Source organism: Paraperlucidibaca baekdonensis (assembly GCF_003387535.1).
In the GTDB taxonomy this organism is placed as follows: domain Bacteria; phylum Pseudomonadota; class Gammaproteobacteria; order Pseudomonadales; family Moraxellaceae; genus Perlucidibaca; species Perlucidibaca baekdonensis.
Genome location: NZ_QUNR01000001.1, coordinates 184,353 through 199,127, shown reverse-complemented (window position 1 = coordinate 199,127; position 14,775 = coordinate 184,353). Strand labels below are relative to the sequence as shown.

Below are 14,775 nucleotides of genomic sequence, written 5' to 3'. Positions count from 1 at the left end.
GAGAATCTCGCGTGGATATTATGTTTTATGTAGCGGCGGTGGTGGCGATTTTGGCCACTGTGCGCGTCATTACCAATACCAATCCGGTGCATGCGCTGCTCAGCTTGATCGTCTCGCTGCTTGCCGTGGCGGTGGTGTTTTTCAGCCTCGGCGCGCCCTTTGCCGGCATCTTGGAAGTCATCGTTTACGCCGGTGCCATCATGGTGCTGTTTGTATTTGTGGTGATGATGCTGAACTTAGGCGACGCCACGGTGGCGCAAGAGCGCGCGTGGCTGCGTCCGAAAGTCTGGATTTTGCCTGCCTTGCTCGCGCTCACGCTATTTGCCGTGCTGCTCTACACGCTCAATAGCATGGGCACGAATCCCGCTGGCCACACCGTGGTCGATGCTCGCGAAGTCGGCGTGAGCTTATTTGGCCCGTATTTGTTGGTGGTTGAGCTGGCCTCATTTTTGTTATTGGCAGCCTTGGTGGCGGCTTACCACCTCGGTCGTTCGGAGGATGTCTCGTGATGACTGGAGTGCCCATGGAGCATGGCCTGGCGTTGGCCGCTGTGCTGTTTTGTCTTGGCGTGATTGGCTTGCTGGTGCGCCGCAATATCTTATTTATGTTGATGTCTTTGGAGGTCATGATGAATGCCGCGGCGCTGGCGTTTGTCGTGGCAGGCGCGCGTTGGGCTCAGCCCGATGGCCAAATCATGTTCATCATGATTTTGTCCTTGGCTGCCGCGGAAGCGTCGGTCGCGCTCGCCATCGTGCTGCAATTGCATCGCCGTTTTAAAACCCTAGATATCGATTCGGCTAGCGAGATGCGCGGATGAACGCTTTATTCCTGACCTTTCTGGCGCCGCTGATTGGCTTCTTGATTCTCGCCTGTGCACGCGGGCGTATCAGTGAGCAACTGGCTTCCCTCGTGGGCGTCGGTAGCATGGCCATCTCCGCAGCGGCGGCGGCATACGTGGGCTATGACTTCTTGCAGCACACGCCCGACGGCGGTGCTTTCACGCAAGTGCTGTGGTCATGGATTGCTGTCGATGGCCTCGATGCCACCTTCGCGCTGCGCCTCGACGGTTTGTCATTGACCATGATGGGCGTGATCACCGGCGTTGGTTTCCTTATTCACGTCTTCGCCTCCTGGTATATGCGCGGCGATGATGGCTACGGCCGCTTTTTCTCATACATGAATTTGTTTGTCGCCAGCATGTTGTTTTTGGTGCTCGGCGATAACTTTCTCTTCCTGTATTTCGGCTGGGAAGGTGTCGGTCTGGCCTCGTATTTGCTCATTGGCTTCTATTACAAAGACGCCGCCAATGGCCTAGCGGCGCGCAAAGCCTTTATCGTTACGCGTGTTGGCGATACCTTCATGGCCATCGGCCTGATGATTATTTTCCGCGAACTCGGCACGCTGAATATCCAAGACGTGATGCGCTTAGCGCCGCAATATGTCAGTGAAGGCGATACCTGGATTACCTGGGCGACCCTGCTGCTGCTCGGTGGGGCTGTCGGCAAGTCCGCGCAATTACCGCTGCAAACTTGGCTTGCCGATGCCATGGCGGGCCCCACGCCAGTGTCGGCTCTGATTCACGCGGCGACCATGGTCACCGCCGGCGTTTACTTAATTGCCCGTAGCCACGAGCTGTTTTTGTTAGCGCCCGATATCTTGCTGCTAGTCGGCATCATTGGTGCCATCACGCTGGTGCTGTCGGGCTTTGCCGCGCTCGTGCAAACCGACATCAAACGCATCTTGGCATACTCGACCATGAGCCAAATCGGTTATATGTTCCTCGCGCTCGGCGTTGGCGCGTGGTCGGCCGCGATTTTCCACCTGATGATCCATGCCTTTTTCAAGGCCCTGCTGTTCCTCTCGGCCGGTGCTGTGATTGTCAGCATGCATCACGAGCAAAACATCTTCAAAATGGGCGGCCTGCGCCACAAGATTCCATTTGTCTATGTCTGCTTCTTGGTCGGTGGCGCCGCACTTGCCGCACTGCCGCTGGTGACCTCGGGCTTTTATTCGAAAGATGAAATCCTCTTTGAAGTCTGGGCGGGCGGTCACGACATGCTGCTCAATGCCGGCCTGCTTGGCGCTTTCCTGACTTCGGTCTATACCTTCCGGCTCATTTTCGTGGCTTTCCATGGCGATGCCGTGGGTCATGCCGAGCCCATCAAGGGCGTGTCGTATTGGCTGCCATTGGCGGTCTTGTTGGTGCTGTCGACTGCCGTTGGTGCGTTGGTGGTGCAGCCTTTGGGCGATGTACTGCCAGCCATGCCATCGGCCGCGCTGGCACTGGAGTACGCCACCGAAGGCCGTCATCACCTCGAATGGGTCTCCGGCAGCATCGCGGTGTTTGGTATCTTGCTCGCCGCTGTGCTCTACCACGGCGATCGCCGCTGGGTGAAGGCCATTAGTGCGAGCCCTGTGGGTCGTGTGCTCACACCGCTTTGGTTCAATGCCTGGGGCTTCGATTGGCTCTATGATCGCGTCTTTGTACGGCCCTTTATGGCGCTGGTGCACTGGTGGCGGCGCGACCCACTCGATGCCGCCGTCAATGTCGTGCCCGCGCTGGCTCAGGCTGGCCATCGTGCCATGGTGCGCACTGAAAACGGCTCGATTCGCTGGTATGCCGCGTCGTTTGCGCTCGGTGCCCTCGCCATTTTATCCGTGATGTTGTTGGTATAAACCATGACTGTATTTGCTCCCGAAATTTTGCCGTGGTTGCTGCTGATTCCATTTATTGGCGGCTTATTGGCCTGGCAAACTGAACGCATCAGCGCCGCCTTGCCACGCTGGATTGCCCTGCTGACCATGCTCGGCTTCTTCGTGATTACCTGCCTGCTGTGGCTGCAAGGTGGCTATAGCGGCGGCGCGGTCATCGACGCCATCGGCAATACGCCGCAATGGCAGCTCGAGTTTCAACGTGACTGGATTCCGCGCTTTGGCATCAGCTTTCACTTAGCGCTCGATGGCCTATCGCTGATCATGCTCTTGCTCACCGGCCTGCTCGGTATGCTCGCAGTGGCCTGCTCATGGAAAGAGATCGATAAAAACGTCGGCTTTTTTCACTTAAACCTGCTCTGGAACCTAGGCGGCGTGGCCGGCGTGTTCTTGGCCATCGACCTATTCCTGTATTTTTTCTTCTGGGAAATGATGCTGGTGCCGATGTACTTCCTGATTGCGCTGTGGGGCCATAAAGGCGCCACCGGCCGCAGTCGTATCAGTGCCGCGACCAAGTTTTTTATCTACACGCAAGCCAGCGGTTTGCTGCTGCTGCTCGCCATCATCGGCTTGGTGCTGATCAACGCGCAAACTACGGGTGTGCTCAGCTTCAACTACATGGATCTACTCAACACCCCCATGGCGCCGGCCGTGGAAATGATCCTCATGCTCGGCTTCTTCATTGCCTTTGCGGTGAAGTTGCCGGTCGTGCCATTTCACTCATGGCTGCCCGATGCCCATGCGCAAGCGCCCACCGCCGGTTCCGTGGACTTGGCCGGTGTGCTGCTGAAAACGGCTGGCTATGGCTTGCTGCGCTTTGGCGTGCCGCTATTTCCCAATGCCTCGCTGGAGTTCGCGCCAATCGCCATGTGGCTGGGTGTAATCGGCATTTTCTATGGCGCTGTGTTGGCCTGTGCGCAGACCGATATCAAGCGCTTAATTGCCTACACCAGCGTCTCGCACATGGGCTTCGTGCTGATCGGTATTTACTCCGGCAATATGGTCGCGCTGCAAGGCGTGGTGGTGCAAATGCTCGCCCATGGCCTCTCGGCCGGTGCGCTGTTTATTCTCTGCGGTGAGATCTACGAACGCCTGCATACACGTGATTTGCGCGAGATGGGCGGTCTCTGGACGCGTCTGCGCTATTTACCGCCGATCGCGTTGGTGTTCACGGCGGCATCGCTAGGCTTGCCGGGCTTGGGCAACTTTGTCGGCGAGATTATGGTCTTGCTCGGTGCCTTCCAAGCCAATGCCACGGTCGCCATCATTGCCTCCGGTGGCCTGATCTTAGCGGCCATTTACGGCCTGCTGTTTATGCAAAAAGCCTTCTATGGCCCGGCAAAAAGCGAGGCGGCATTGCCTGACTTATCGCCGCGTGAGCTGGGCACCTTGGTGCTATTGGCCTTGTTGCTGCTGGGTCTCGGCGTGTATCCGCAGCCGGTGCTCGACACCAGTGTGGCGAGCATGCAATTTCTTCATTCCGTTTATAGCCAGTCGGTGTTGCCGACTGTGCCCACTGCAGGTTGGTAAGCGCCATGACGATTTCGGTTGCACAACTCATTGCGCTATTGCCCATCATAATTACCGGCGCCACGGCGGTGTTGGTCATGCTGTCGATTGCCATTAAGCGCCAACACGACGTTAATGCCACGATCACCGTGATTGGCCTTAATGCCGCGCTGGTGTCGGTGTATTTCGCGTGGCAGGGTGGTCCGCAGCAAGTCACGCCATTGCTGATGATTGACGCCCATGCGTGCTTGTATATGGCCATTGCGCTGTTTGCAACGCTCGCTTGCGCCACGCTCATGCACGCCTACATTGAAGGCTATGACGACAACAAAGAGGAAATGTACCTGCTGCTGACCTTGTCGGTATTGGGTGCGCTTGTGCTCATTAGTGCGCGCCACTTAACGGCCTTGTTTATTGGTCTGGAATTGATGTCCGTGCCGGTCTATGGCTTGGTGGCCTACACCTTCCGCAATAAGCGCACGCTGGAAGCGGGCATTAAGTACATGATTTTATCGGCAGCGGCCTCGGCGTTTATGCTCTTTGGTATGGCGCTGCTTTATGCCGATGCCGGCTCCATGCTGCTGGCCGATATCGGCGGCGACTTAGCCAAGGCTGGCATGCTGAGCCCTTATGCCTATGCTGGCATTGCGCTGATTTTGGCGGCGTTGGCGTTTAAATTATCGCTGGCGCCATTTCACCTGTGGACACCTGATGTTTACGAAGGCGCACCTGCGCCGGTGGCCGCGTATTTGGCGACCGTCAGTAAGGTGGCCGTGTTTGCCGTCTTGCTGCGCTTGCTTATTGAAGCACCGGCCGCCCACAGCAGTGTCTGGGGGATGATTTTTGCGGTCATTGCCTTTGCCTCGATGGTGCTTGGCAACTTACTTGCGCTAAATCAAAGCAATATCAAACGCTTATTGGGCTATTCGTCGATTGCGCAGCTCGGCTATTTACTCGTGGTCGTGGTTGCCGGCGGACAGCTCGCGCTAGAAGCTGCTGCGGTGTATTTGGTCGCGTATGTGGTGACTACCATTGGCGCCTTTGGGGTCGTGACTCTGACTTCCAGCCCCTATAAGCAGCAAGATGCCGATGCGCTTTATGACTATCGCGGCTTATTTTGGCGCCATCCTTACCTGACCGCGGTGATGACCGTGATGATGCTGTCGCTGGCGGGCATTCCGCTGACCGCGGGTTTCATTGGCAAGTTCTATGTGGCCGCATTGGGGGTTGATGCCGGCCTGTGGTGGCTGGTGGCCGCGCTGGTCGTCGGTAGCGCCATTGGCTTGTATTACTACCTGCGGGTGGTCATTACGTTGTTCATGCCAGCGCCGGGTTCGCGCCGCATGGTAGCTGCCAATAACTGGGGCTTTCGTGTGGGTGGGCTCATGGTGTTATTGATGGCGGGGTTGATGTTTTTGATTGGTGTGTACCCTGAGCCCTTAATTGAGCTCGCCGCCCAAGCACCGGTAGCCATGATGGCGCCTTAGCGGCCCATCAGCGCCGCCCGATATACCCTGAAAGGCGCCGATAGCGCCTTTTTTATGTCAATGTGTTGTGAATGGCAGTGGTTGCGTAACAAATTGATAACACACGCGTGCTGGACTACCATGCGCATGATTAGCTACAGTGTCAGCCAACGACTAATAAGTCACAACAACAATAACTAGGAAGCCGTCCATGACTTCGTCCGCCTCTCGTCTTGCTATTGCCTTGCTCGCCGCCGTGCCCATGACATCCATGGCCGCCATGGGGACTATTGCTACGAATTTTGGGTTAACGCCAACCGATACGGCTTCGGCGCAAGCGCTGTCGATGTTTAGTAATCAACCCTCGGCGGTCTATTACAACCCAGCGTATTTAGCACGGGATCGTCGTGGAGCGTTGTCCGCTGGCTTTTTATTTACCGAGCAAGACATTACGGCGAAAGGCTGGGGTATGCCCGACAGCATTATTCAGTCGGGTGATACGGTTGAAGACTCGTCGAACTACAATGTGCTACTTGGCTTGAAAACGGACCTCAGTTCGATGCTGAAAAGTGATCGCGCGATGGTCTTAGGCTTTCAGCTGGGTGCTGAGCGAACCGGTGAGCGGTTATTGTCATTCAAATCGACAACCTCACAGTTGCCGCAATCATTGCGCTATGGGCAGCAGTCACTATTTTTGAGTGTGGGCGCGGGTTTAAACGTTATTCCAGGTCTCGATGTGGGTGCGTCAACGCGCATTACGTTGGCTGCTGAGGCTGAACTAGGCGCCGAGGCGCGCCTCAATGGCCAAACCAGCGCTGAGGGTCTTGTGGTGAGCGCAAAACCATCCATTCAGCCCATTTTGAGCGCTAACATTAACTGGGGTCAGCTGGCCTGCCCTGAAGATAAATACTGCTGGGCGAATGGCTTAGAGACAGCACTCACCTACCGCTATGAGTCTGACTTCTCCACCAACGTTTCGGCGAATGCCAGCGTACGCAATGCGGTATCGAATTTACCACTGCTGATTCGTACCATCGATTCCTACCAACCCGAGATGTTTTCAGCCGGCATTCAGTACAACTTTTACAAAATTCGCCTAGCTGCTTCGGCGGATTATCAGCTTTGGTCGGGTCTCAACGATAAGCTTCGTAATGACACCATCAAAGATCAAGCCGATCTGCGCTTTAAAGATACTATCGTGCCACGTGCCGGCTTTGAGTATCGCCTCAATAATGTCTTTAGCATCATTGGTGGGGTGAGCTATGAAGAGTCACCGCTCGAAACGCTGGACTCATTGAATGTGAACTATGTTGACAATGACCGTGTCACGCTGGGTTTTGGCTTCTCTTATTTAATCGAGCAGGCCCTTTTCTTATCGATGCCGCTGCGTATGGATTTTGGCTATCAGTACCACATTTTGGATGATCGCGATTTCCTCTTAGTAACGGATGCCGGAGCAGGCAACCAAACACCACCGGCAAACTGCAATGGCAACCAAAACGTGCGCTGTGAAGTCATCACCTCCGGTGGCAATGTGCATGCGTTCAATGCCTCAGTAAACCTGGCGTTTTAAGAGATGACTATGCGGATTAAGTTAGTAGCACTATCAGCCAGCCTAGTACTTGCAGCCTGCAGCGGTGGGGGCAGCGGGGGCGGTAACCCGCTAACGCCCGTCGTGCCTGACATGCCAGGGCCCAATGCCGAGGTTTTGCCACAGCAGCGAAGCTTGATTTATGCCTATCCTGCTCCGGGGCAAACAGAAGTCATTCCAGCGACCCCAATTGCCTTGCGTTTTTCACATCCGGTGGGCATTGAGTTTAACTCGAGTAATTTGGCTGCTGCATTTACCTTGTGCGAGGAGGCACAAGTCAATGCACAAGGCGTGTGTTCGGCGACTGGTCGTGTGGCTTTGTCGGCGCGTTTTGTGCCCAATTCGGGCACAACGGTTGATCGCCGTGGTGTGATTCTAACGCCTGCGCAACAGTTGAAGGAGCGCACCCAGTATCGCTTGAGTAGCAATAACCTGATGCTCGATACCGGTGAAAATGGTACAGCGGGCACGTTAAGAAATGTCTCTGTGCAGGCTGCTAACTTAGGCGAGCCCTTGATTTTCACTACCCGAGCTGCATTAGAGGGGCCGGTTAATGCGCGCAGCACCAATACGGCACGCTTTGATGTTGAGCATCTCACACCCAACCCCAGCAGCTTTTTTCTTGGCAATGAGGGGGTTGGTCTGTTCGACTTCTCCACTATTCGCTTGCAGTTTACGCAGCCCATTAACGCAAAAAGTCTGCGCTATGGCAGCGCCAGTACCGACACGGTGCGCTTGCTTGATGCCTCGGGTGGTCTTGTACCTGCCACTGTCTTATTAAATGGCAATCAACTATCCATTGACCCCATTGCTGACCTCGACCCATCGCAGCAGTACAGTCTGCGTATCGGTTCGGAGTTAATGAGCCTCAAAGGTCAGCGGTTCAGTGCGCAATCAGCGTTTGCTAACTTTCAATTTCTACCGCTGCCATCTGCGCAGGCCTCCAGCGCGAAAAGCCTAATTCCCACGTCGGGTTTGTCGTTATTGTTGGGCACGCCGGTCAATCAAGTGCCTGTGGCCTCGCCCTTGCTGGGTCAAGGCGACAGAGCACCAAAACCACAGGCCCAAGGCCAGCTTATTGCGGATTTAGGTCTGCCCGCGAATCTGCAGTTTAATGCGGCATTGGCACCTTTGCGGGTGCGAAAAAATAGTCAATTAACAGCGGCCAGTTTGGTGGTCAAGCTCGATGGCGTAGTGCCTGCAAACCTCGAGACAGACACGCTCACCATCAAGATGATCTCAGATGCCAATGGCTTTCTATTGCCTAATCGCTACAGCCGCTCACCGGTTGCGCCTAGCTTGGTAACACTGGAGATGGACATTGCGCTAGGGGCCAAAAATAAAACCTCCAATGGTGCGTTCACACAAAACCTCATGCATGTGCCGGTGTCTGGACTCGCCACCTTTGACCCTGAAAATGACCTGATTACCATCGATGCCGTTGGCACCATTGAGCTGAAAATTTTAGGCACCGATAACGCGATTGGTGTCTTAGCACTGCAACTGGTCGTCGATTTAAAGCCTGATCCTATCGTCGATGCCGAGTTTGCTGATGACGGTGTGGCTCCACAAGTTGACTCATGGGTGCCCGGTGAGACTGTTCGTCTGCGGGATGAGCTAAGCATCCCGCTCGTTGATGCCAATGCGGCTAATACCGGCCCCAACCAAATCTTGTCGGCGGCCAGCGGTCGTGTCGCAGGTGGTCAGTTATTGCGCCCAGGTGATCCGGTCATTGTGAATTTTGACCGCGTCATGGATATCAATAGCTTCACATCCACCGGTGCCATGCCCTCCGTGCGACTGACGCGTAACGGTGCGGGTGTGCCCTTTAGCTGGCGCCTCGACGGGGTGTCATTGATTATTACGCCCGAGGTGCCGTTTGCGCATGGCGAGTCGTATCAGGTGCAATTAGGCAGTGCCATTAAAGCCTTAAATGGGCAGCCGCTGATGGCTCAAAATTTGAGCTTTACACTGCCAGCATTAGCGGCCGGAGATGCTTTGCCCAATCCCGATGGTGGTCCCGATACTCGCCGCCCGCCGGTTGTGTTGGGTGTGTATCCGGGCTACCCGTGTGGGGTCATGGCGGGCACGCGAAATGTATCGGCCAATATTCAGGGCAAATGCGCTGGCGGCAAAATGAGCGATGAAGACATCCCCTTGCCATTTATTGATAGCCGCCGTGCCATCACCGTCACCTTGTCACAAAGTGTTCAGCGCACGGGTATGAATGCGGTGAAAACGGGCACTGTGTGTAATGACCCAAATGCCAATTTCCGCGTAGAGCGTATCGACGTGGCAGGAAACTGTATTGCGCCAGTGCCTGGGCAGCTGTCAGGTACCGTACGCGAGCTGCAATTTACGCCCGATGATCCATGGCAGACCGGCGAGGTCTATCGCTATGTCTTAGGCTCCAGCGGCTTATCCAGCGCGACCTGTAGCGCCAGCAGTATTTGCGGTACCAATAATCTGCCCTTGCAAACGCAGTTGATCTCACAGTCATTTGCCAGTGTCAGTAATCCACAGCATGGCGGGCCGCCCATGGAGATCGTGTTTAAGGTCTCGCCCACTCCGGCAACAGGCTCAGTGGTGGCGTTGCGTCTTTTGCCAAATGCGGATGTGGATGCGAATTTCCGGTACGAGCCCGCCCGTGGCGAGGTACGCCCTATTTGCTTCAATGAAAGCTACGACCGCGATGTGGTGGAGCAAAATGAAAACTCCGGTTCGTGCGATACACCCAATGGCGCATTGCTACTGCCGGACACAACGGTGGGTGAAGGCTCACCGAATAATGGCTCATCGTTTAACGGTGCCGCCACTAGTTTTGCCTTGGGCTGCCCTCGTGGAGCCACCGGTGGAGTTTGCGAGGATCGTCAGTTCTTGCGCGTAAGCTCGGCGTTATCCGCAACGCTGTCAGGCTTTACGAAAACTGACAACACCGCCATTACGGCCAGTGACTTCGCCACGCTATGCTCAGCAACCGCTACCACGGGCGGCGGCATCGATGTGTTGATCGACCCGGGCTTAATTGTCACCAATGGCCCCGATATCTATGCCGAACTGGGCTTGTCGCTACAGGCAACGCCAGTCACGAATGTCGTCAATGAGCTGATTAATTTAATCCCGGTGTTAGGGCCGATTTTAACAGGCGCTATTTCGCAAGGCGCCGATGTGCTGAACCAGATTGTTCCCATCGTCGTCGAGCAACCCTTGTTCACCGGCCCTTTGGTGTTCCGTATGCGGCATTTGGCACCACTAGAGAGCAATGGCCAGCTATCGGGCACGATACGGGCTGAGCGTATCCCAGGGAAAATTACCGGTAGTTGCACCAATGGAGTGCCCAACAACCCGATGTTGTCGACAACTATTAGCCTCTATACCGATATTCCGGAGCTTGATGCGCGCGCTGATGTGGGTTTATTGCAAACGCTTACCGATCTTGGCATTCCGGTCGTGAGCGATATTACTGGTCTGTTGGGCATTCCCATTGAGCAAGACGTACGCAGCAATACCGACATTACCAACTTAGCCGTGAGTGGTACGGTAGAGTTTTTGCCAGACGGTCGTTTAACGGCGCGATTGATTAACGTTGATCGCGTGCGTTTGTCTGCAAATCTTAGTGCGCTGGGGGGGTTAGTGGCAGGCAGCTTATTTGTCACGGTACCGGAAGGCCGCTTTGTGTTGAATTCTGCGCTGGCACCCCTTAAAAACTAATGTCTCAGCCAATAAAAAGGGCGCTTTAAGCGCCCTTTTTATTACCTGCATCACCATCTGCTAAGACAGCCCGCCGGCATGGTTAAGCGCCCAAGCGCTCCACTAAACGGTCTTTGGCTTTCACCAAGTCTTGCGGCAAGTTATGCGCGAGTTTCTCAAACAGCTCTTCATGCAGTTTGATCTCGATATCCCAGTCGGCTTTATCGAGGCTGATGACTTGCTCAAACAGCGTCTTGTCGAAGTCTAAACCATTCCAGCGGATGTCTTCGTAGCGCGGGCTAATGCCCATGGCGTGCTCACAACCTTGCGCTTCGTTTTCGATGCGGTCGATCATCCATTTCAAGACACGGGTGTTTTCACCAAAGCCCGGCCAGATGAATTGACCGTCGGCATCTTTGCGGAACCAGTTGGTTTTATAGATGCGCGGCAGTTTGGCGCCGGCAGCTTCGAGTTTGGCACCGAGGTTGAGCCAGTGTTGGAAGTAGTCGCTCATGTTGTAGCCAGCAAAGGGCAGCATGGCGAAGGGGTCGCGCCGTACCACGCCCTGCGCGCCAAAGGCAGCGGCGGTGGTCTCAGAGCCCATGGTCGCTGCCATATAGACGCCGTCGACCCAGTCGCGCGCCTCGGTCACCAATGGCATGGTGTTGGAGCGGCGGCCGCCAAAGATAAACGCGTCAATGACCACGCCATCGGGGTTGTCCCATTCGCTATCGAGCGCGGGATTATTGATCGCCGACACCGTAAAGCGTGAGTTCGGATGCGCGGCTTTGCGGCCGCAATCGGGCGTCCAGTCCTTACCCTGCCAATCGACCAGATGCGCTGGCGCCTCACCCAGGCCTTCCCACCAAACATCGCCGTCATCAGTCAGCGCAACGTTGGTGAAAATCACGTCTTTGTTCAACGACAACATGCAGTTGGGGTTGGTTTTCATATTGGTGCCGGGGGCGACACCGAAGTAACCCGCTTCCGGGTTGATGGCGCGCAACTGGCCTTGGGCATCGGGTTTAATCCATGCAATGTCGTCACCAATGGTGCTGACACTCCAGCCGGGCATGCCTGCTGGCGGAATGAGCATAGCGAAGTTGGTCTTACCACAGGCCGATGGGAACGCGGCGGCCACATGGTATTTTTTACCTTGCGGGTTGGTCACACCCAAGATGAGCATGTGTTCAGCCAACCAGCCCTCATCACGACCCATGGTGGAGGCGATGCGCAGCGCAAAACACTTCTTACCCAGCAAGGCATTGCCGCCATAGCCCGAGCCATACGACCAGATTTCGCGGGTTTCGGGGTAGTGCACAATGTATTTTTCGGTGGGGTTGCAGGGCCACGCAACATCGGCTTGGCCGGGTTGCAGCGGGGCGCCCACGGTGTGCATGCAGGGTACAAAGTCGCCGTCTTGGCCGAGGACATCAAACACTGCGCGACCCATGCGAGTCATCATTTTCATGTTGACCGCAACGTAGGCGCTGTCAGAGAGCTCAATGCCAATATGGGCAATCGGTGAGCCCAGCGGCCCCATGGAAAATGGCACCACATACATGGTGCGACCGGCCATGCAGCCATCAAATAAGGGGTTTAGCGTGGCGCGCATATCGGCCGGTGCCATCCAGTTATTGGTGGGGCCGGCGTCTTCTTTTTTCTCGGAGCAAATATAGGTGCGGTCTTCCACGCGGGCGACATCGGATGGGTCAGTCCAAGCCAAGTAAGAGTTGGGACGCTTCTCGGGATTGAGCTTGCGGAAGCTACCGGCGGCGACCAACGATTCGCACAGGGCATCGTATTCGGCATCGGTGCCATCGCACCAATGAATGGCGGCAGGCTTGCACAGCGCGGCCATCTCAGTGACCCACGCCACTAGGCGTGCATGTTTGACGTAGGCGGGAGCATTTACGGTCATGACAACTCTCAAAGCAGGGGAATGACAACCGTGCCTGCGGCAACAGACCACACAAGATACGTGGCTTACCCAAAGGACGACGGCAATTCGCGCAGATTATATGCGAAATTGCCCTGTTGTGGGGCGCAAAAGTGCGGACAAAACCGCGATCTGCGACCAAAGCCATGGCGAGTAAATGAATTTCACTTGTTCGCCGCTTGCCCGTGGTCAGCGGTGGGCATCTGCAGGTAAAATGCTCAACTTTGTGAATGAGAGATTAGTCCACGCGGTACGTTCGCTGGGCTAATGACAGGAGTTTCGATGGGTCAGCGTACGCCGTTGTATCAAGCACATGTCGCGCTGGGCGCTCGGGTCGTGGATTTTGGCGGCTGGGATATGCCGGTGCAATACACTTCCGTGCTCGATGAGCATCATGCCGTGCGCCGCGATCAGGGTATGTTCGATGTCTCGCACATGACCGTGCTCGAGCTCACCGGCCCCGATGCACTGGCGTATTTGCGCCATATTTTAGCCAATGACGTGGCCAAAATTACGCTGCCGGGCAAGGCTATTTACTCGCTGATGCTCAATGAGCAAGGCCGCGTGCTCGATGACTTAATCGCCTATGCGCCGACACCCGAGCAGCCCGAGCTCTGGCGCGTCATCGTCAATTGCGGCACGCACGACAAAGACATTGCCTGGATGCAGCGCCAAGCCGCGAGCTTTCGCATCAGCCTCAAAGAGCGCACCGATCTGGCCATGATCGCCGTGCAAGGTCCGAACGCCCGCGCCACAGTGGCTGGCCTGATTGGCGCTGAGCGAGCCGCGCGTATTGCTGAGCTGGCACTGTTTCAGGGCGTCGACTGTGGTGATGACTGGTTTATCGCGCGCACCGGTTATACCGGCGAAGATGGTTTGGAGATACTCCTGCCATCCGAGCAATCCGAGGCGTTTTGGCAGCAACTCGTGGATGCTGGCGTGCGGCCCTGTGGTCTGGGCGCGCGCGATACCCTGCGTTTAGAAGCCGGCATGCCGCTTTATGGCAATGATTTGAGCGAAAACGAATCACCGCTGAGCTCCAACGTTGCCTGGAGCATCGATTGGGGTCACGACTTCATTGGCAAAGAGGCGTTATTGGCTGAGCGCGACGCTGGCGTGAGCCATCAGCTCGTGGGTCTCGTGCTTGAGGGCAAGGGGGTGTTGCGCTCGCACATGCGCGTGATTATTGAGGGTGTGGGCGATGGTGAAACCACCTCCGGCACTTTCTCGCCGACGCTAGAGCAGGCCATCGCCTTCGCCCGCGTGCCAGTCACCAATGCCACGCAGGCGCAGGTTGAAGTGCGTGGCAAGCTCCTGCCTGTGCGCATTGTGAAGCCCGTGTTTGCTCGCCGCGGCGCGGCCATCCGTTAATTTTAAAACCCTAGTGAGACGGCCTCGGCCGCATGAGAGAAACCATGAGCCAATTACCTGCTGAATTAAAATACGCCGCCAGCCACGAGTGGGCGCGCCTCGATGGCGATGTGGTCACCGTTGGCATTACCGATCATGCCCAAGATGCGCTCGGCGACTTGGTTTATGTTGAGCTGCCCAACGTGGGCGATGCTGTTAGCGCTGGCCAAGAAGCCGGTGTGGTGGAGTCGGTGAAGGCCGCCTCAGACATCTACGCACCAGTCTCGGGCGAGATTATTGCTATCAATGACGCCTTGGTTGACGCCCCAGAAATTGTCAACACCGAGCCCTATGCCGGTGGCTGGTTGTATCAGATCAAAATTAGCGATGCCGCCGAGCTAGGCGAGCTGCTCAGCGCTGAAGAATACGCCGCTAAGCAAGACCACTAAGTCCCCACGGCCCTGATGACTCAGGGCGTTTGAATACGCAGCGCCTAAGCTGGCCTGCCGGAGTTACTG

The 14,775-nt window shown here is 55.9% G+C and carries 10 protein-coding genes; 9 read left to right on the top strand and 1 reads right to left on the bottom strand.

The genetic code is table 11. The features are described 5' to 3' along the window. Positions 1-20: 20 nt before the first annotated feature. From nuoJ to DFR26_RS00925, 7 genes are all read left to right on the top strand, one after another. A complete protein-coding gene (gene nuoJ, locus DFR26_RS00955; protein ID WP_425453345.1) occupies positions 21-509 on the top strand; it encodes an NADH-quinone oxidoreductase subunit J in 489 nt (162 codons plus the stop codon). Further along, a complete protein-coding gene (nuoK, locus tag DFR26_RS00950; RefSeq protein WP_116207076.1) occupies positions 509-817 on the top strand; it encodes an NADH-quinone oxidoreductase subunit NuoK in 309 nt (102 codons plus the stop codon). The genes nuoJ and nuoK overlap by 1 nt, the downstream gene beginning before the upstream one ends. Then, positions 814-2,676, top strand: coding sequence for an NADH-quinone oxidoreductase subunit L (nuoL, locus tag DFR26_RS00945; RefSeq protein ID WP_116207075.1), 1,863 nt, complete (start codon positions 814-816; stop codon positions 2,674-2,676). The genes nuoK and nuoL overlap by 4 nt, the downstream gene beginning before the upstream one ends. Positions 2,677-2,679: 3 nt before the next feature. Then, a complete protein-coding gene (gene nuoM, locus DFR26_RS00940; protein ID WP_116207074.1) occupies positions 2,680-4,242 on the top strand; it encodes an NADH-quinone oxidoreductase subunit M in 1,563 nt (520 codons plus the stop codon). Between the two features lie 5 nt (positions 4,243-4,247). After that, positions 4,248-5,708, top strand: a complete 1,461-nt coding sequence (gene nuoN, locus DFR26_RS00935) for an NADH-quinone oxidoreductase subunit NuoN (RefSeq protein ID WP_116207073.1) — start codon at positions 4,248-4,250, stop codon at positions 5,706-5,708. Positions 5,709-5,898: 190 nt separating this feature from the next. Next, positions 5,899-7,260, top strand: coding sequence for an OmpP1/FadL family transporter (locus DFR26_RS00930; protein ID WP_116207072.1), 1,362 nt, complete (start codon positions 5,899-5,901; stop codon positions 7,258-7,260). Between the two features lie 111 nt (positions 7,261-7,371). Then, entirely contained in the window at positions 7,372-10,989 is a 3,618-nt protein-coding gene (locus DFR26_RS00925; RefSeq protein ID WP_181898940.1) for an Ig-like domain-containing domain, read from the top strand. Positions 10,990-11,071: 82 nt separating this feature from the next. On the opposite strand, the gene DFR26_RS00920 is transcribed toward DFR26_RS00925, so the two are convergent. Further along, entirely contained in the window at positions 11,072-12,889 is a 1,818-nt protein-coding gene (locus DFR26_RS00920; protein ID WP_116207070.1) for a phosphoenolpyruvate carboxykinase (GTP), read from the bottom strand. Positions 12,890-13,189: 300 nt separating this feature from the next. On the opposite strand from DFR26_RS00920, the gene gcvT reads away from it, so the two are divergent. Together gcvT and gcvH are read left to right on the top strand one after the other, a co-directional pair. Continuing rightward, positions 13,190-14,278 carry a glycine cleavage system aminomethyltransferase GcvT gene (gene gcvT / locus DFR26_RS00915; protein ID WP_116207069.1) on the top strand — a complete coding sequence of 363 codons (1,089 nt, stop codon included), beginning with the start codon at positions 13,190-13,192 and terminating at the stop codon, positions 14,276-14,278. A 44-nt stretch (positions 14,279-14,322) separates the two neighbouring features. Continuing rightward, positions 14,323-14,706, top strand: a complete 384-nt coding sequence (gcvH, locus tag DFR26_RS00910) for a glycine cleavage system protein GcvH (RefSeq protein ID WP_116207068.1) — start codon at positions 14,323-14,325, stop codon at positions 14,704-14,706. Positions 14,707-14,775: the final 69 nt, after the last annotated feature.